The sequence below is a fragment of the Micromonospora sp. NPDC005215 genome (genome assembly GCF_040607915.1).
In the GTDB taxonomy this organism is placed as follows: Bacteria; Actinomycetota; Actinomycetes; order Mycobacteriales; family Micromonosporaceae; genus Micromonospora.
The window spans coordinates 179,101-193,975 of the sequence record NZ_JBEXHQ010000004.1 but is presented as its reverse complement, the minus strand read 5'-3'; the positions used below and the strand labels follow the sequence as shown (position 1 = coordinate 193,975).

Annotated in this window: 19 protein-coding genes; 6 read left to right on the top strand and 13 right to left on the bottom strand. The window is 69.4% G+C overall.

The window, feature by feature from the left end; genetic code table 11:
* Positions 1–30: 30 nt before the first annotated feature.
* A complete protein-coding gene (locus ABZU25_RS05930) occupies positions 31–519 on the bottom strand; it encodes a MarR family transcriptional regulator (RefSeq protein WP_355028182.1) in 489 nt (162 codons plus the stop codon).
* Between the two features lie 119 nt (positions 520–638).
* On the opposite strand from ABZU25_RS05930, the gene ABZU25_RS05925 reads away from it, so the two are divergent.
* Positions 639–2,075 (top strand): MFS transporter, encoded by a 1,437-nt coding sequence (locus ABZU25_RS05925; protein WP_355028181.1) that lies wholly within the window; start codon positions 639–641, stop codon positions 2,073–2,075.
* A 177-nt stretch (positions 2,076–2,252) separates the two neighbouring features.
* On the opposite strand, the gene ABZU25_RS05920 is transcribed toward ABZU25_RS05925, so the two are convergent.
* Genes ABZU25_RS05920 through ABZU25_RS05910 form a run of 3 tightly spaced genes read right to left on the bottom strand, consistent with a single transcriptional unit; the run spans position 2,253 to position 3,351 of the window.
* Positions 2,253–2,579, bottom strand: a complete 327-nt coding sequence (locus tag ABZU25_RS05920; protein ID WP_355028180.1) for a DUF6331 family protein — start codon at positions 2,577–2,579, stop codon at positions 2,253–2,255.
* Positions 2,576–2,818, bottom strand: coding sequence for a hypothetical protein (locus ABZU25_RS05915; protein WP_355028179.1), 243 nt, complete (start codon positions 2,816–2,818; stop codon positions 2,576–2,578). The genes ABZU25_RS05920 and ABZU25_RS05915 overlap by 4 nt, the downstream gene beginning before the upstream one ends.
* Positions 2,815–3,351 (bottom strand): helix-turn-helix domain-containing protein, encoded by a 537-nt coding sequence (locus ABZU25_RS05910; RefSeq protein ID WP_355028178.1) that lies wholly within the window; start codon positions 3,349–3,351, stop codon positions 2,815–2,817. The genes ABZU25_RS05915 and ABZU25_RS05910 overlap by 4 nt, the downstream gene beginning before the upstream one ends.
* Before the next feature lie 71 nt (positions 3,352–3,422).
* Between ABZU25_RS05910 and ABZU25_RS05905 the strand changes: the two genes are divergently transcribed.
* On the top strand, positions 3,423–3,827 hold the full coding sequence (locus ABZU25_RS05905) for a nuclear transport factor 2 family protein (protein WP_355028177.1): 405 nt from the start codon (positions 3,423–3,425) through the stop codon (positions 3,825–3,827).
* Positions 3,828–4,074: 247 nt separating this feature from the next.
* Here the strand turns inward: ABZU25_RS05905 and ABZU25_RS05900 are convergent, their stop codons facing one another.
* The 5 genes from ABZU25_RS05900 to ABZU25_RS05880 all read right to left on the bottom strand — a co-directional run bounded on the left by ABZU25_RS05900 (position 4,075) and on the right by ABZU25_RS05880 (position 7,466).
* The gene (locus ABZU25_RS05900) at positions 4,075–4,530 is read right to left on the bottom strand and encodes a hypothetical protein (RefSeq protein WP_355028176.1); all 456 of its coding nucleotides are present in this window, start codon (positions 4,528–4,530) and stop codon (positions 4,075–4,077) included.
* Between the two features lie 170 nt (positions 4,531–4,700).
* Positions 4,701–5,600: a PhzF family phenazine biosynthesis isomerase gene (locus tag ABZU25_RS05895; protein ID WP_355028175.1), complete on the bottom strand. Its 900-nt coding sequence runs from the start codon at positions 5,598–5,600 to the stop codon at positions 4,701–4,703.
* The gene (locus ABZU25_RS05890; protein ID WP_355028174.1) at positions 5,600–6,163 is read right to left on the bottom strand and encodes a carboxymuconolactone decarboxylase family protein; all 564 of its coding nucleotides are present in this window, start codon (positions 6,161–6,163) and stop codon (positions 5,600–5,602) included. The genes ABZU25_RS05895 and ABZU25_RS05890 overlap by 1 nt, the downstream gene beginning before the upstream one ends.
* 77 nt (positions 6,164–6,240) lie before the next feature.
* Positions 6,241–6,528: a helix-turn-helix domain-containing protein gene (locus tag ABZU25_RS05885; RefSeq protein ID WP_355028173.1), complete on the bottom strand. Its 288-nt coding sequence runs from the start codon at positions 6,526–6,528 to the stop codon at positions 6,241–6,243.
* Between the two features lie 179 nt (positions 6,529–6,707).
* Positions 6,708–7,466 carry a TetR/AcrR family transcriptional regulator C-terminal domain-containing protein gene (locus tag ABZU25_RS05880; protein ID WP_355028172.1) on the bottom strand — a complete coding sequence of 253 codons (759 nt, stop codon included), beginning with the start codon at positions 7,464–7,466 and terminating at the stop codon, positions 6,708–6,710.
* A 112-nt stretch (positions 7,467–7,578) separates the two neighbouring features.
* Here ABZU25_RS05880 and ABZU25_RS05875 point away from each other — a divergent pair, with 112 nt between their 5' ends.
* Both ABZU25_RS05875 and ABZU25_RS05870 read left to right on the top strand, forming a co-directional pair.
* On the top strand, positions 7,579–8,778 hold the full coding sequence (locus tag ABZU25_RS05875; RefSeq protein WP_355028171.1) for a DUF418 domain-containing protein: 1,200 nt from the start codon (positions 7,579–7,581) through the stop codon (positions 8,776–8,778).
* A 165-nt stretch (positions 8,779–8,943) separates the two neighbouring features.
* Positions 8,944–9,684 (top strand): uridylate kinase, encoded by a 741-nt coding sequence (locus ABZU25_RS05870; RefSeq protein ID WP_355028170.1) that lies wholly within the window; start codon positions 8,944–8,946, stop codon positions 9,682–9,684.
* Here the strand turns inward: ABZU25_RS05870 and ABZU25_RS05865 are convergent.
* Entirely contained in the window at positions 9,624–10,997 is a 1,374-nt protein-coding gene (locus ABZU25_RS05865; protein WP_355028169.1) for a serine hydrolase domain-containing protein, read from the bottom strand. The genes ABZU25_RS05870 and ABZU25_RS05865 overlap by 61 nt on opposite strands.
* Positions 10,998–11,153: 156 nt before the next feature.
* Between ABZU25_RS05865 and ABZU25_RS05860 the strand changes: the two genes are divergently transcribed.
* Both ABZU25_RS05860 and ABZU25_RS05855 read left to right on the top strand, forming a co-directional pair.
* Positions 11,154–11,717 carry a hypothetical protein gene (locus ABZU25_RS05860; RefSeq protein ID WP_355028168.1) on the top strand — a complete coding sequence of 188 codons (564 nt, stop codon included), beginning with the start codon at positions 11,154–11,156 and terminating at the stop codon, positions 11,715–11,717.
* A 186-nt stretch (positions 11,718–11,903) separates the two neighbouring features.
* Positions 11,904–12,293 (top strand): YciI family protein, encoded by a 390-nt coding sequence (locus ABZU25_RS05855; protein WP_355028167.1) that lies wholly within the window; start codon positions 11,904–11,906, stop codon positions 12,291–12,293.
* A 32-nt stretch (positions 12,294–12,325) separates the two neighbouring features.
* Here the strand turns inward: ABZU25_RS05855 and ABZU25_RS05850 are convergent, their stop codons facing one another.
* Genes ABZU25_RS05850 through ABZU25_RS05840 form a run of 3 tightly spaced genes read right to left on the bottom strand, consistent with a single transcriptional unit; the run spans position 12,326 to position 14,789 of the window.
* Complete coding sequence (locus ABZU25_RS05850) at positions 12,326–12,739, bottom strand: nitroreductase/quinone reductase family protein (RefSeq protein WP_355028166.1); 414 nt, start codon at positions 12,737–12,739, stop codon at positions 12,326–12,328.
* Positions 12,732–13,412, bottom strand: coding sequence for a helix-turn-helix domain-containing protein (locus tag ABZU25_RS05845; RefSeq protein WP_355028165.1), 681 nt, complete (start codon positions 13,410–13,412; stop codon positions 12,732–12,734). Before ABZU25_RS05845 ends, ABZU25_RS05850 begins: the two co-directional genes overlap by 8 nt.
* Positions 13,413–13,424: 12 nt before the next feature.
* Complete coding sequence (locus tag ABZU25_RS05840) at positions 13,425–14,789, bottom strand: MmgE/PrpD family protein (RefSeq protein ID WP_355028164.1); 1,365 nt, start codon at positions 14,787–14,789, stop codon at positions 13,425–13,427.
* Between the last annotated feature and the right edge of the window lie 86 nt (positions 14,790–14,875).

The window sequence follows — 14,875 nt, the reverse complement described above, 5'->3', positions numbered from 1 at the left end:
TGGCGGGCCCGCCACGTGGCGGGCCCGTCGTCATGCCGATAGCTGCTCGGCGCCCTGCAACGTGGCGGTGTGCCGGTCGAGGATCGCTGTGGAGCGGCGGGAGAACTCGGTGAGCAGACCCAGCTGCTCGTCGGAGTATTCCTCGATGAGGGCCAGGTAGTCGCGGCTGAACTCGTCGAGGGTCTGTTGCAGGCGCTCGTACGCCTCGCCGCGCACCAGCTCGATCGTCACCTTCCGCCGATCGCCGGGATCGCGCTGCCGGCGCAGGAAACCGGCCTGCTCCAGCCGGTCCAGCGCTGCGGTGATGGCGCCGCCGCGGGTGAGGCCGATCTGGCGGGCGAGGCGGCCCGCGGGCATGGGCCCGTCCTTGTCGAGCACGCCGAGGCAGCTGATGTCGGTCACGGTGATGCCGGCCCGCGCGGCGAGGGCGCCATGGAACAGGACCGCGGCCTGGGCCGACGCGCGCTCGAGGTGGTACAGGTCGGCGACCAGCGAAACCCGTGGCAACGTCGTTGACACTCGGCATCCCTCCCCATAAAGTCTCGGAATTAGAGAGAATCTAAAAGCGAGCAGATCGCCGCGCGAGAAGCTCCATCTCGTGCATCTGCTCCGACCGTAGCAAAAGTCGGAGGACTGACATGATTACCGACGTCGCGCCCCAGCGGAGTGACACCCGCCCGTGGCTGGCCTTCGCCGTCGTACTCACCGCCGCCTTCATGGACCTGGTCGACGGCACGATCGTCAGCATCGCCCTGCCGCGGATCCAAGCCGACCTGGGCGCCGGCTACGCCGCCGCGCAGTGGATCCTGGTCGGCTACTCGGTCACGTTCGCCCTGGTCCTGATCCCGGGCGGTCGCCTCGGCGACATCTACGGCCGACGCCGGGTCTTCCTGATCGGCATCGCGGCGTTCGTCGTCGCCTCGATCGTCTGCGGCGCCGCCACGACCGCCCCGGTCCTGGTCGTCGCACGCCTGATCCAGGGCGTCGCCGCCGGCCTGATGGTCCCGCAGGTGATGTCCGTGGTGGTCATCCTGTTCCAGAACGCCGAACGGGCCAAGGCCTTCGCCCTGTACGGCGTCACGCTCAGCCTCGCCAACGTCAGCGGCCCGCTGCTCGGGGCGCTGTTCACCGAGTACAGCGTCTTCGACCTGGGCTGGCGGGCGATCTTCTACGTCAACGTGCCGATCGGCGTCCTCGCGCTGCTCGGCGCGCTGCGCTGGCTGCCGGAGTCGCGCTCGGAGACGCCGCTGCGCGTCGACGTGGCCGGCATCGTGCTGATCAGCCTCGCCTCGTTCGCCCTGATGTTCCCGGTGATCCAGGGCCGGGAGGCGGGCTGGCCGATCGGCATGATCGTGCTGCTGGTCGCCGCGGCGCCGCTGCTCTGGGCGTTCGGCGTGGTGGAACGGCGGCGGGACAGCCGCGACGGCTCCGCTCTGGTCCCGCCGGACCTGTTGCGGCAGCGCTCGTTCGTGGTCGGCCTGATCGTGCTGCTTGTCGTCTTCTCCACGCTGGCGTCGCTGTTCCTGGTGCTCAACTACACGCTGCTGACCGGCTACGGCTGGAGCCCGATTCGTACCGCCCTGACCGGTATCGGCTTCCCAGTCGGCATCTTCCTCACCACCGGCGTGGCCCAGCGGTTCGCCACCACCCATGGCCGCAGGCTCATCCAGATCGGGCTGACCGTCATGGCCATCGGCATGGTCCTGCTCATTCTCATGTTCACCAGCGAGGGCATGACCGTCACCTACTGGCAGCTCGCTGCGCCGATCCTGGTGATGGGCCTGGGCATGGGCCTGTGCGTCTCCATCGTGACAACCGTCGTGCTCGCCGATGTCGCGCCGCGCAACGCCGGCGCTGGCTCCGGCGTGACCAACGCGGTGCTGCAACTGGGCGCGGCCGTCGGTGTCGCCATCGTCGGTGCCGTCTTCTTCTCGCTGCTCGAGTCCCGGGATTTCCCGGACGCCGCGGGAACGGCGTTGTGGTACAACGCGGCAGTCATCGCCCTTGCCGTCCTGCTCACCCCCTTCCTGCCCGCGGCCGCCCGCGCACCGCAGGAGGCGGAGGCGGAGGCGTAGGCGCTTTGGGCGCGCACACCTTGGGGGAGCCGTGGGCAGCGGAAACGCGGTTCACGGCTCAGTTGGAGGGGCCTGCCGAGGTCTTCACGACGCTCCCCTACGAGGTCTCGGCTGCGTCCGGCCGGGACACGGCCTGGCCGTGCCGCGTCGGCACGGGACCATGGTGTCCTCAATCGCTCACGAAGCGTCGTAGGCGGCCAGGCCCGCTTCGAAGGCGGCCAGGAAATCGAGCATCTGACGCCGTGCGGCGTCGTCGTGCGCGCGGTGGTTCAAGAATGTGGACGTGACTCGATGGGAGCGGTCCTCGACCACCTCGATCAGCTCGGCAAGTTGAAGCCACGCGTTGACCACCGCAGCCGACCCGACCCGACGGCACCACGCCTCGATCAGGGCTGGATCGGTGGAGACGGCGTCGATCCCGCAGCACGCGCGGACACACTCGACCTCGCAAAAGATGATGCACTTGCGCAGGGGCGACGGTATTTCGACCGAAACCTCTGTCATGCCGCTCCTTCGGTTGAGCCCGACGAGACGGTGCCGGGTAGCCAACCACAGCACACCGTCGCTCCTCCGCCAACCCGATTCCCCATCTCATCGAAGTGGGCATTCAACTCCTCCGCGCGGTGCCCACCGGGGTCGAGCTGATCCAGGAACCGCCGGTGGGCTGAAGTGATGAGCACGGTCAGGCCGTACACGCTGTTGATGGCCTCCGACTCGGCATCGAACTCGGGGCTGGCGGTCAAGCGCGCTTCAGGCCGGCGAAGATGACCGCGAGCGTACGGGCTTGCAGCTGCTGGTCCCATCCACCGTGCAGGGCGCCCTGGCACACGCTGGCAAGGAGCGCCATCACCTCGGGTAGCCGTACCGAGTCGGCGACGGCTCCGGCGGCCTGCGCCTGTTCGAGCAGCCTGACCACCGCCTCCTCCAGATGACCCAGCGCGTCCGGAAGCTGGATGTCCACCCCGGAACCGGCGAGCAAGTCGACAGCGGTCTTCTTCGATGCGGCCTGCGCCACCGTGTGCGTGAAGAAGCCGAAGAGGTCATGTCTTGCGGCCTCCTCGACGAGTTGCGCGAGCAGTCGCTTCATGATCGCGGCGAGCAGGTCATCCTTTGTGGGGAAGTGACGAAAGACCGTGCCGATGGCAACGCCGGCCCTCCGGGCCACCTCCTCGGTGGAGGCACGGGAGCCGAACTCGGCAAAGACCGCCTCGGCGGCGTCCAGGATGCGTGCCCGGTTGCGCTGCGCGTCGGCACGCAGCGGCGGCCCCTCTACCAAAGTGAGTCTCCACTCATTATTCTCGATCGCACAAGTCGAGTCACGACTCATTATCCAGGAGGACGGTCGACATGACACCAAGCGAGATCTTCGACAGCATGCGGGCCCGGTGGCTCGCGAACCTGCCAACCTATGAGGCGGACTCGCTCGCCGACGACGTGGTGATCGAGGAACCGTTCGCCGCACCCGGTCGCCCTGGGCGTACCGAGGGAAAGCAACGGGTCCTCGAGTACACGCAAGCGGGCCGGGCGGCGTTCCCAGTCCGGTTCGACGACTGCCGCAACGTCGTCGTGCACGAGACCGCTGACCCCGAAGTGATCGTGGTCGAATACGAACTGGTCGGCACCCACACGGCGACGGGGGTGACCGCCTCGGCACCGTTCATCGGGGTGCTGCGGACCCGGAACGGCAAAATGGCGCACTGGCGCGAGTATCAGCACACCCTCGCCATCGCTCAGGCCGTCGGTCAGGCATAGGCCTCAATCAAGATCGGGCTGCCCGTGCGATAAGCGTGGCCAGCAGGTAGCCCGGCGCTGCACGCTGTTGTGTCCGGCGCCGGGTACCGGTGATCAGTGCTTGGCGATCGCCTTGCGGATTTCGGCGTCAGGCGCTGCCCCGCTTGCGGTCGTCGGTCGTGATCTTCTGCCGCGACCAGCGCGCTGAGGTGTTGCAGATCGCTGACATCAGCCCACCGAGGGGGGACGCCGCCCGGTCGAGTCGGCCTCAACCGATGTGCAGCAGCAAGACCTGGTCATCGCGGAGTTCGGCGATGCTGTCACGCAACAGCGTCAGCCCGTCCAGACCGGCCGCGCCGCTCTCCTCGAAGTCCATCCCCATCTCCTCGAAGTGGGCATTCAACTCCTCCGCGCGGTGCCCAGCGGGGTCGAGCTGATCCAGGAGCCGCCGGCTCGCTGGGGTGATGAGCACGGTCAGGCCGTGCGCGCTGTTGATGGCCTCCGACTCGGCATCGAACTCCGACTGCTGCAGCTCGACGCCGCGTTCCTCCAGATAGGTCAGGACGTACAGCATGCAGTACCCGGACCAGTCGTACTCCTGCCGCGCCTTGCGCCCGTGCTCCGCCAGGTACGAGCGGAACGACGACGGCGATGTGCGGGCCAGGCGGGCCAGCTCGGTGACGCTGTCCCTGGGGATCACTGTCAAAGACGCGATTGCCGACATCACACCCTCCGTCGTACGACTCCGCCGCTGTAGCTGTCAGTCGGCTCGCCGGGCAGGCTACTGGGAGGGGGTGACACCGCTTCGGGCACGGCTGATGTCGTCATCCCACGACGGCGGGTTCGGGTCTTCCTGCCTCGTCGACATGGGAGCGCGCCGCACGTCCCGGCGGTTCAGGCCGTCTCTGAGACGGTTGGCTGGGCCCTCGGGTGGTGAACCAGTCCGCCGGTTCTGGCCGCGATGCCGTCTCGGGTCTGTGTCGCGGTGGCGCAGACGGATGACGGGCGGCCGAGCGCGTCGCCCTGGTGAACCTCGATGTCGCTGTTGCGGGATGTGTCGAGCAGGTGGGCGGCGAGGCAGCCGACGCTGTTGGCGTTGACGATGTCTTCGTCGACACCGATCGCGGGGGCGAACATGCGGGCGGTGGCTGGGCTTGCGGTCGGTGAGAGCGCGTAGGCGAAGCAGCCGAGATAGCCGAGCCGGCGGCACTCGGCTGCCAGCCGGGCGAAGTCAGGCCGCATCGCCAACAGCGTCCGGCGCTCTTGGACACGGACGAGAAGCCGGGGCGTGCCGGGCGAGGCGACCCGCAGGTCGTCGGCGGCGATGTCGTCCGGCGTCAGACCGAGGGCCGCGATGATGGCACCGCTGGCACCGTCGGCACGGCTGGCACCGCTGGCACTTTCGGCGTGGTCGCGCAGCGCGATGACGCCCTGCTCGAACCAGACTTCGATGCCGTCGCGTCGGCGGGTCGCGGTCACGGCGACGGTTCGGTTGCCGGTGCGTTGGTGGCCGTGGTGCTGGGTGGCGCCGCTGCGGCGCAGCAGGACGGCCTGCACGGCGATGGTGCCGTGGCCGCAGTTCTGGAGTTCTCCCTCGGTGGTGAAGAACCGTACGCCGGGCAGGGCCACACTGCTGCTGTCGACGAATGCGGTGTGGGAGGTGCCGGCCGTCGATGCGACAGCGCGCCGTTCGTCGTCGGTGCGGGTGGCATCGTCGATCACGACCGCGGTAGGGCTGCCGCCTCGCCCATCGCGAGTGCAGGCAGCCACCACGATCACCTGTGGGCTGGGCATCAGGCCGTGGCGTCGGCGAAGCGAGGGGCACCCGGCTCGAGGTCGACCCGGGCGGCGCGAGCGGCGAAGCTGATCGCGTGGTACCACCCGCAGAGCAGGAGCAGGTCGAGCAACTGCGGCTCGTCCAGCGCCTCGCGGGCGGATTGCCACAGGCTGTCGTCGAGGTCCGATGAGTCGTGCAGGGCGTCCACGACCTGGATGAGCGTTCGTTCGCGGCTGCTGGTCCAGCACGAGTCTTCCGGCGCGCCGTGGGTAACCGAGGCGATCTCGGGCCGGGTGAGTCCGGCGCGGTGGGCGAAGAACATCAGATGGACGCCCCACTCGTACTCGCAGCGGCAGCGCGCGCAGGTGCGAAGGATGACGATCTCCCGCTCGCGGATCGTCAGGGACAGGTGCCGGCCGAGTTCGTACCTGCCCCAGTGACTCATCGCGATGGTCATCGGCAGGTTCTTGGCGTACGTCCGGAACAGGCCGATCGGTGGCACGCCGCTCGGCATCATCGTGGCGAGTTGGGCCGCCACCTCCGCCGTGAACGGCGCTTCGAACGGAGCTATGCGGGCCATGGGCGCCTCCCGTGATGCGGATTGCACAGCACGATAGCGCTTCTATTCTAGAAGCGCCAGGGGCCCGCTGTGCTGCGCTACGCCGTGCCGTCCTCGGTCATGACGGAAGCCCACTGGTCGGACCAGCGGACGAGTGGGCGCAGGGCCTGGTAGGCGCCGTGGCCGAGCTCGGTGAGGGCGTAGGTCGTGTCCGGCTGCTGCCCGACGAGGTGGGCGTCGAGCAATTCGGTGAGCCGTTGCCGCAGGACGCTGGAGGACATGTTGTCGCAGCGCTGCTGGAGCGCACGGAAGCCGACCGGCCCATGCCGCAACTCCCAGATGATTCGGAGGTTCCAGCGGCGTCCGAACAGGTCGAGGGCGGCCATCAGTGGACGTCCGGTGCTCGATCCTCGTACCTGTCGTCCCGGCCTGGGCGCCGTCATCGCCTGTGCCGCCCCTCTCGATGCTTCGATTGCCGACACAGTAACCCCGAGCCGTGACGGTGCCGAGCGCGACCGTCTGGCGGCCCGCCGCCGGTGAGAATGACGGACCCAAACGGTTGGGTTCAGGAGTCGGAGCGTTCGATCCGGACGGCGATGCCGTCGAGGATCAACTCCAGCCCGAGGGAGAAGTCCGCGTCGGCGATCGTCGCGTCGGGAGTGTCGGACGGTGGCGCCTCGAACAGGGTCGAGGAGAACAGGTGGGCTGTCTCGGGGAAGCGGGCGGGATCGACGAGCCGCGCCAGCGCCCGGCCGTATTCGCGTTCGGCGTCGGCCTGCCCCTGGCCTTCGGCCCTACCCTCGGCGAGTTCGCTGTACTGGCGTACCGACTGGATCACGTAGCCGCTGATCAGGGACAGTGCGCCGATTTTGTGTGCCCAGTCCAGGTGGGTGCCGGACATGATCGCCAGCGCGGTCTCCATCCAGGCGATCTGGTTCGGCCCGGCGGGCGGTCCGGAGGTGGGCACGCGGGTCAGCCAGGGCCGACTCTGGTACACCGCTCGCTGCGCGAATGCCCAACGGTGCAGCCCTCGCCGCCAGTCGCTGGTGTCGATCTTCGGTGGCTGACCCAGTGCGGCGTTGGCCATGAGGGTGAGCAGTTCGTCCTTGGACCCGACGTGCCGGTAGAGCGACATGCTCGTGAAGCCGAGGCTCTCGGCGACTTTGGGGAGCGTCACGCCGCCCAGCCCGTCGCGGTCGGCGATCTTCACCGCCGCGGCGACGACCACGTTGACGTCGAGGGTCGCGGGCCGCCCGAGACGCGACGACTCTGGCATCCCCCACAGCCGGCGCAGTGGCGCCGGGACGAAGTCCTCGCTGGTCATGGGCTCCCACGTTCACCCCGGACAGTTACCGCCCCATCATGCCAGACCTCATTAGTTTGCCTGTGATACTTTCTCTACGAAACTAAAATCGGGGCAGCGGGGAGAGGCGAACATGAGCATGGACACCGCTTTGCGGACATCGAGAGGGCCGGTGCTGCGCACCGAGCGCGCCCTCGCGCCGGACCTGGCCCGGGGAGCGATGCTGCTGATCATCGCGCTGGCCAACGTCGCAGGAGTCGTCTTCGCCGGCGAGCCCGGCCTCGACGCCACGCCCGAAGGCGCCGACCGTGGCCTCAACCTCCTGCTCTTCGACCTCGTCCACGCCCGGGGATATCCGGTCTTCGCCGTGATGTTCGGCTACGGACTCGTCCAGCTCGCCCGCCGCCAGGACGCCTCCGGTGCCACGCCCAAGCAGGTCCGTTCCGTGCTGTTGCGTCGCAACCTCTGGCTCGTCGTGTTCGGTTTCGCGCACGCCGCACTGCTGTACTACGGCGACTTCCTCGGCGCGTACGGGATCGTCGGGATCGCGATGACCTTGCTGCTCCTGCGCCGCAGCGACAGGTTCCACCGGATCGCGCTGGTGCTCTGGGCGCTGGCGACAGTCGAGGTGCTCATCATCGGCGCCATCGTGGTCAGCACGATCATCGGCGGTCCGGGCGGGTCGGCGCCGCTGCCGTCGACCCACGTCGACTCCCTCGCCGCGCCCGGGTACGCCCCGGCGATGCTGGACCGCCTCGGCGAATGGCCGATGCACACGCTGACCGTCCTGCCCTTCATCATGATCGCCTGGCTGGGTATGTGGGCCGCTCGCCGCCGCATCCTCGAAGAACCGGCCCGCCACCGGACCCTGCTCACCTGGACCGCCATCCTCGGCCTCGGCGTCGCCATCGCCGGAGGTCTCCCGGCCGCCCTGGTCAGCGCCGGATGGCTGCACGTCGACGAGTCGGCCGCCAATCTGGCGTTGCTGCTCCACGGCGCCAGCGGCATGTTCGCCGGACCCGGTTACGTGGCTGTCTTCGGCCTGATCGCCATGCGGGCCACGCGGTCCGGCCGTGTTGTCGGCGCGCTCTCCGCCCTGGGGCAGCGCTCCCTGTCGGGATATCTGTTCCAGTCCGTGGCCTGGCTCGTCCTCCTGGCACCCTTCACGCTCGCCCTGGGCGACCGTTTCGGCAGCCCCACGGTGACCGGCCTGATCATCGCGGTGGCCGTCTGGCTCGCCACCGTGCTGATGGCCCATCAGCTCGACCGCCGCAAGCGGCCCGGTCCCGCCGAGATCGTCCTGCGCCGGCTTACCTACGGGCGGCGCAGGTGATCGCGGAATCCTCCCCGGAGTCGAGCCGCGACCTGGCGCGGCTGTCGGCGGCGTACGACAATGTGAGGACGTTGGCGCGGTCGCCCGCTGAGTCGATCACGCAAGACGGCCCGAGCGCGGAAGACCCATTTCGAGTACGCCGACCTGACCCCGCAGGACGTTGACATGGTTCGAGGCACCCGTGACGAGTTGCTCGAGCGCCTGGCTGAGGCAGTCGGCTCCGTCGCAGTCGCCCACCCGACGCGGGTTGCCGTCGACGGACCACCCGCCGCTGGTAAGACCACCCTCGCCGACGAACTGGCCGTCGTCCTGCGCGAGCAGGGCCGTGACGTCATCCGCGCCACAGTCGACGATTTCCTCTATCCCCGGGCACAGCGCTACCCGCGCGGCGAGTACTCGGCCGAAGGTTGCTACTACGACACCCACGACTACGACACGCTGAACCGGGTGCTGCTCGATCCGCTCGGCCCGGACGGAGATCGGCGCTTCCGACACGCGATCTACGACCGGGCGACGGATGCCGCGCTGTCTCCGCCGGTCACGACTGCCCCAGCCAACGCTGTGCTCGTCTTCGACGGCGTCTTCCTCCTGCGCCCGGAGCTGATTGACCGGTGGGAACTGCGCGTCTTCGTGTCGGTACCACTGGAGAAGACAGTGGATCGTGCCGTGCTCCGAGAGCGCTCGGTGTCAACTCGGGCGGAGGTCGAACGACGCTGGTGGGAGCGTTACATCCCCTCCCAGCAGCTCTATTTCGCCACGGTCCGCCCGACCCGGCACGCGAACATCGTCGTGCACAACGACGAGCCCGAACTGCCGGTCTGGGAGACTGCCCGACCTTCGTGGGGTCAGCCGGCCTGCCAACCGGCCGGGTCGACACCGCCGGGCACTGGCGTCGCGGGGTCGTAGGGCTGCCGGGTGAAGACAAAGGTGCCAAGGTCGAGGTGGCTGACGGCGCCAGCCGCGTCGCGTTGCACCCGCAGCCGCTCGCCGGCGAAGTAGCCGTTGATTCCCTCCCAGCCGCCGTCGCGGGTGGGGCGCAGCCGGGTGCCGCGCCCGCCGGACAACGACGCCAGCTCCACGAAGCCGTCAGCCTGCGGGCGCAGCACGTAAGGAGCCGGCCCCCAGTACCACGGGCCGGCGAGATCCAGCAGCTGCGGGTCGACTGAGGGCAGCGGGCGCCACGGCGCCGGGATCCGCGGCTCCCGCTCGGCGACCGTCTGCAGCAGGTCAGCGGCGAGAGCACCGGCGGACAGGCCGGCGGTCACGTTACCCATCACGACCGCGCCGAGCGCCTCATCGGGGCTGACCCACACGGTCGCGACAAAGCCCGGCATTGAGCCGGTGTGCCCGGCCAACAGCCGGCCGTCGCGGCGCAGAAGCTGCATGCCGAGCCCGTAGCCGCTGTCCAAGTCCGTCGCCTCCGGTGGGCTCGCCGGGGTGCGCATCTGCGTGACGGTGTCCGGATGAAGCACCCGGTCGTCGCCGTCGATGAGGAACGCGGCGAATCTGGCCAGGTCCGTTGCGGTCGACCACAGCTGCCCGGCGGGCGCCATCAGACCGCAGTCCACTGTGGGCTCCGCCAGCAGCACATCGGCCCAGGGATGCACCGCCCAGCCCGTGGCGTGCGGCGCGACCGGCAGCAGGGTGGTACGGGTCATCGCGAGCGGCTCCAGCACCTCGCGCCGCAGCACCTCGCCCCACGCCTGGCCACGAATCCGCTGCACAAGCGCGCCGAGCAGCGCGTAGCCGGGGTTGGAGTAGTGGTGGCGCTGTCCGGCCGGATGCACCTGCGGATCGCTGCCCAGCACGTCGGCCAGGTCGGGTCGCAGCGCGCCCGGGGTTCGTTCCCACCACGGGCCGGGCGCGTCAGCGATCAGCCCAGCGGTGTGCGCCAGCAGGGCACCGATAGTGGCCTCGCCCGCCACCGTGCCGGGCAGGTGCTCGGCCAGCGGGTCGGTAAGCGCGAGTTTCCCCTCGTCGCGCAGCCGCAGCACCAGCACCGCCATGAACGTCTTGGTGATCGAGCCGATCCGGTACTGGATACCGCCGTCGGGCACCATGCCGTCCACAGTGCCCCACCCGTCGACCCACACCGGATGGCCGTCACGCACCACGGCAGCGACGACCGACGGCGCCCGACCCGCCACCTGACCAGTGGCCAGCCGGTGGGCCAGCGCACGCCGGGTCTCGGGTAGCAGCGGCGTCGGGATAGGTGGCATGCGAGCAAACCTACCGGCCGGCCCGCACGGCCGTATTCCCACCGCCGTGACGGATGACGTCCCCTGGCATCGGCGTCCAGCACTAGGGTGCACGACGTGTGCCGGGCGCATTGTTGTCTCTGGATCCCGGCTACAGAATCACGTGGGGAGCACACCTTGACCGACCCATACCAAGCCCAGCAGCCGCAGTCGCCCTACCAGCCGGGCGGCCCGGTGTACCCGCCGCAGCAGTACCAGCCCCACGTGCTCGGGCAGCAGGACCCCGGGTCGGGTCAGCCCGGCCACCTGCCACCGCCGCCGGCAGGCACGTCAGGCCGTAAGCCGCTGCTGTTCGCCGCCGTCGCCCTCGTCGCCCTCCTGATGCTCGTGGCCGCCGGATTCACCGTGTACGAGGGGTTCATCAAGGAGGACTCCGGGGTTGCCGCGTGCAAGGCGCTGGCCGAGGGCAAGGGCCCTGACGGCACCGCCAAGGGCTCCGGCGACATCAAGCTCACCGAAGCCGAGTACCGGGAGACGCGGGAGGTGTTCGAAGACTCCCGGTACGAGGACATTCGCAAGCACGGCACCGCCCTTGTCGACATCGCCTGGCAGATCTCGCAGTTGCCGGAGGGGCAGGAGATGGCTGCGATCGCGTTGCTTGTCCCGGTGGAAACCGCGACGACGGGTCTCCAGACGGCATGCGCCGACCAGGGTGTGATTGTCGAACTGGACCGGAAGTAGCGGAGCGCTGCCTGGTGACCTCACCGCCCGGCTCAGGCGGGATGCGGCTTCCGACAGGGGTGGCAGGCCGCCGAGCGGCTGAGATCCCGTGAGTTTCCTGCGGCATCGCGTCGAATCCGAGACGTGTCGTTCGTAGTACAGGCAGGAGGCGGTCGGAGGAGGCCGCCGGGACGAGGGAGCCTTGGAATGCCGCGGTATCTGATCTCGTTCAATGACGGCGCGATGGACCACATCCCCACCGACGACTGGCCCGACGTGGGCAGGGCCTCGCACGCGGTGGTCGAGGAGGCCGTGAACGCCGGCGTGTGGGTGTTCGGCGCCGGACTGGAGAGGCAGCGCGCGACCATCGTGGGCACCGACGGGACGGTCACCGACGGCCCGTACCCGGAGACCAGGGAGGTGGTCGGCGGGTTCGTGGTCGTCGACGTGGCCACCCGCGAGGAGGCGCAGGTGTGGGCTGCCAAGATCGCCGCCGGTTGCCGCTGCGCCCAGGAGGTGCGGGAGCTCATGCCCGACCCCGAGACAGAGGCGCTGCTTCGCCAGGCCGTCGGCCCCGGATCACGAGCTGTTCCCTGAGTCGAGCCGTGACCTGACGCGGCTGTCGGCGGTCAGGGTTTGTCGTCGAGCTGGATCTCCATGAGCGGACTCCCGGCAAGCCAGTCCTCGACTGTCGGAGGGTTGCCGCGCACTGGTATGTGCGGCCCGTCGAGACCGGCGATGATCTCGGTGAAGACATCGCGGCGGGTCTCCGTGTCCACGATCGGCACCGCGGTCGCCGGCAGGTCGGCGACGACCTGGTGTTTGAGGTGAACGGTGAAGCGGGGATGGGCCACGAGGTTCGCGTACCAGTCGCGGCGGCCGGGACGGCCGGTGAGGTACAACTTCCCGCTGGCGCGGTAGAGCCAGATCTCCTGCCGCCGCGACCGGCCTGTGCGCGCGCCCGTGGTGGTGATGTCGATTCGACGTTCCGCGACCGTTGAGTCGCGGTTGATGGCCAGGGCGTTGCGTACCGCGTCATCCACAGTGGTTGTCCTCCTCGGACGCATGCAGGGTCGGCGGAGTCGTGGAGCTGTCACGAGTTCCTCCGGACTGCTTGGGCACTGGCGGGGTGACCGGTGCTGGCGGCACGGTGGGAGCGGGTCCGCGTAGTCCGGCGAGCACGTAGGCGAGGTGCCGCCGCCAGGCGTCCGACGCGGTGTCCCCGGCGGTGTGGATGATGCCGCGCAGTGCCCAGATGGTCGCCGCGATGTCGGCGAGGGTGACGGACGGCTGCACGCCGCCGCCGCGCTGGGCGCGATCGAGCAACTGGCCGGTGCGGGCCTCCAGTTCGGCGACGAGCTGGGTCGGTGCCAGTTCACCCCACATCCCGTGCAGGAAGCCACGTTTCGCGGCCAGCTGGTAGCCGACGGTCTCGAAGTAGACGTCGAGGCAGCGCTGCGGTGGCTCGGTCAGGGCCTGCCCGGCCAGCTCGACCAGGTGGCCGAAGAACGTGGCGAGAACCTCCCCGACAAGCGCGTCCTTGGTCGGGAAGCGTCGGTAGAGGGTGGCCGGGCTGACCTCCGCCGCACGGGCGATCTCCTCCATGCTCGCCTCGGGGCCGCGTTCGGCGAACACGCGTTCGGCGGCGTCAACCAGGCGCCTCCGGTTGGCGGCGGCGTCCCGGCGAAGAGCACCGGTGGCGGGTGCGGACGACATGATCGGCCCTTTCTACGGGCGCTGGAGCAGCGCGGTGAGCGACGATACGGAATCCGTCTCGTGCAGCGCCGCGACGGTCCTGACGATGGCGGCGGCGGCCTCGTCACCGAGCACCCCGGCGACGTTGTCGGTGAACTTGCGTTCGATGTCGTCGAGGCTGGCCGGCAGGGTCGGGTGGCCGCGGAATCCGGCCTGGTAATGCTCCAGGTGGACGCCGTCGCGCAGCTCGATGTCGACGAGGGCGCTGAACACCGGGTCACCCGCCGGGATGGGCATCGCGTACGGCTGGATCAGGTCGCCGATGGCCAGGATCGCCTGGTCGTTCCACCGGTTCGGGTCGAAGTAGTCGGCGGGCGCGTTGTGGCCGCTGACGAATTGGAGACCGACGCCGAACGCCAGGCTGAACTGGGCGGAGATCGCGTCGGTCGGACGGGTGATGGCGGCGCCGTGGCCCACCGCGAAGTCGACGAGCCCGATCCGGATCCGCGCGATCTGCTGCGGGTCGATCGGAGTGGCCTCGCGCAGGTGACGGATCGCGTCGAGGGGGGCGTGCACGGTGCCGACGGACGGGTAGAAGCGGAAGATCGTGTCCAACACCTGCCAGTGCTGCCAGGCGGCCTCCGGGATGTCCGCCCCCTCGGCGCCGGCGAACAGGCCGAAGACGCCGCGATGCCCCTCGAAGATCGTCGGCGGGCCGGTCAGACCGAGCCGGGCCAGTTGTGCGGCCTCCGTGCCGGCGCGGGCCGCGGAGCCGGCGTGCAGGCGCTTGACCTCGCCGCCGCTGCGGTCGTACTCCATCGTGCCGGAGGCGTCGCTGCCGGCGATCCCGAATGCCTGGGTCAGCTCGGCGGGGCTGAGCCGCAGGACGCGGCCAGCCGCGGCGGCTGCGCCGAACACTCCGAGAACCTTGGAACCGTGCCAGCCGGTTGCCAGCATGCCGCCGGTGGTCACCGCGCCCAGTAGCCCCATCACCTGGATGCCGGCGGCCACGGCGGTGATCAGTTCGCGGCCGTCGGCGCCGTCGCGCTCGGCGAGCGCCAGCGCGCCAGGCACGACGGCTGAGGAGGTGTGCCAGGCAGCGCCGTGCGCGTCGTCGTACTCGCAACTGTGGCCGAGGGTGCCGTTGACGTACGCGGCCTGCGCCGCGCTTGTCTTCCGGTCGCCGCCGGTCACCGTGCTCTCGGGTGCGCCGGATGCCGATGCGGCCAGCCGGCGCACCGGCTGGATGTTGGGCAGGGTCGAGCCGAGCACCTGCACCCCGAGTTGGTCCATGATCACCTGCTCGGTGCGCTCGACAACCTCGGTGGGCAGATCCTCGAAGTGGAGGCGGCTCACCCAGCTCGCCAGCCGCTGCGCGACGGTGTCTTCATCAGGCATAAGTGACAGCATGCGCTCTCAAGTGAAAGAGAGTCATGTCATTTACGTCACAGGCCCCGCTCGGGGACCCGAGTCATGATCGATTT

Bases quoted from the DNA above. Each gene is read 5' to 3' on its own strand.
- ABZU25_RS05925 (WP_355028181.1), top strand. From the start codon at position 639: ATGATTACCGACGTCGCGCCCCAGCGGAGTGACACCCGCCCGTGGCTG.
- ABZU25_RS05920 (WP_355028180.1), bottom strand. From the start codon at position 2,579: ATGACAGAGGTTTCGGTCGAAATACCGTCGCCCCTGCGCAAGTGCATC.
- ABZU25_RS05905 (WP_355028177.1), top strand. From the start codon at position 3,423: ATGACACCAAGCGAGATCTTCGACAGCATGCGGGCCCGGTGGCTCGCG.
- ABZU25_RS05900 (WP_355028176.1), bottom strand. From the start codon at position 4,530: ATGTCGGCAATCGCGTCTTTGACAGTGATCCCCAGGGACAGCGTCACC.
- ABZU25_RS05895 (WP_355028175.1), bottom strand. From the start codon at position 5,600: ATGCCCAGCCCACAGGTGATCGTGGTGGCTGCCTGCACTCGCGATGGG.
- ABZU25_RS05890 (WP_355028174.1), bottom strand. From the start codon at position 6,163: ATGGCCCGCATAGCTCCGTTCGAAGCGCCGTTCACGGCGGAGGTGGCG.
- ABZU25_RS05885 (WP_355028173.1), bottom strand. From the start codon at position 6,528: ATGGCCGCCCTCGACCTGTTCGGACGCCGCTGGAACCTCCGAATCATC.
- ABZU25_RS05880 (WP_355028172.1), bottom strand. From the start codon at position 7,466: ATGACCAGCGAGGACTTCGTCCCGGCGCCACTGCGCCGGCTGTGGGGG.
- ABZU25_RS05875 (WP_355028171.1), top strand. From the start codon at position 7,579: ATGAGCATGGACACCGCTTTGCGGACATCGAGAGGGCCGGTGCTGCGC.
- ABZU25_RS05870 (WP_355028170.1), top strand. From the start codon at position 8,944: ATGGTTCGAGGCACCCGTGACGAGTTGCTCGAGCGCCTGGCTGAGGCA.
- ABZU25_RS05865 (WP_355028169.1), bottom strand. From the start codon at position 10,997: ATGCCACCTATCCCGACGCCGCTGCTACCCGAGACCCGGCGTGCGCTG.
- ABZU25_RS05855 (WP_355028167.1), top strand. From the start codon at position 11,904: ATGCCGCGGTATCTGATCTCGTTCAATGACGGCGCGATGGACCACATC.
- ABZU25_RS05845 (WP_355028165.1), bottom strand. From the start codon at position 13,412: ATGTCGTCCGCACCCGCCACCGGTGCTCTTCGCCGGGACGCCGCCGCC.
- ABZU25_RS05840 (WP_355028164.1), bottom strand. From the start codon at position 14,789: ATGCCTGATGAAGACACCGTCGCGCAGCGGCTGGCGAGCTGGGTGAGC.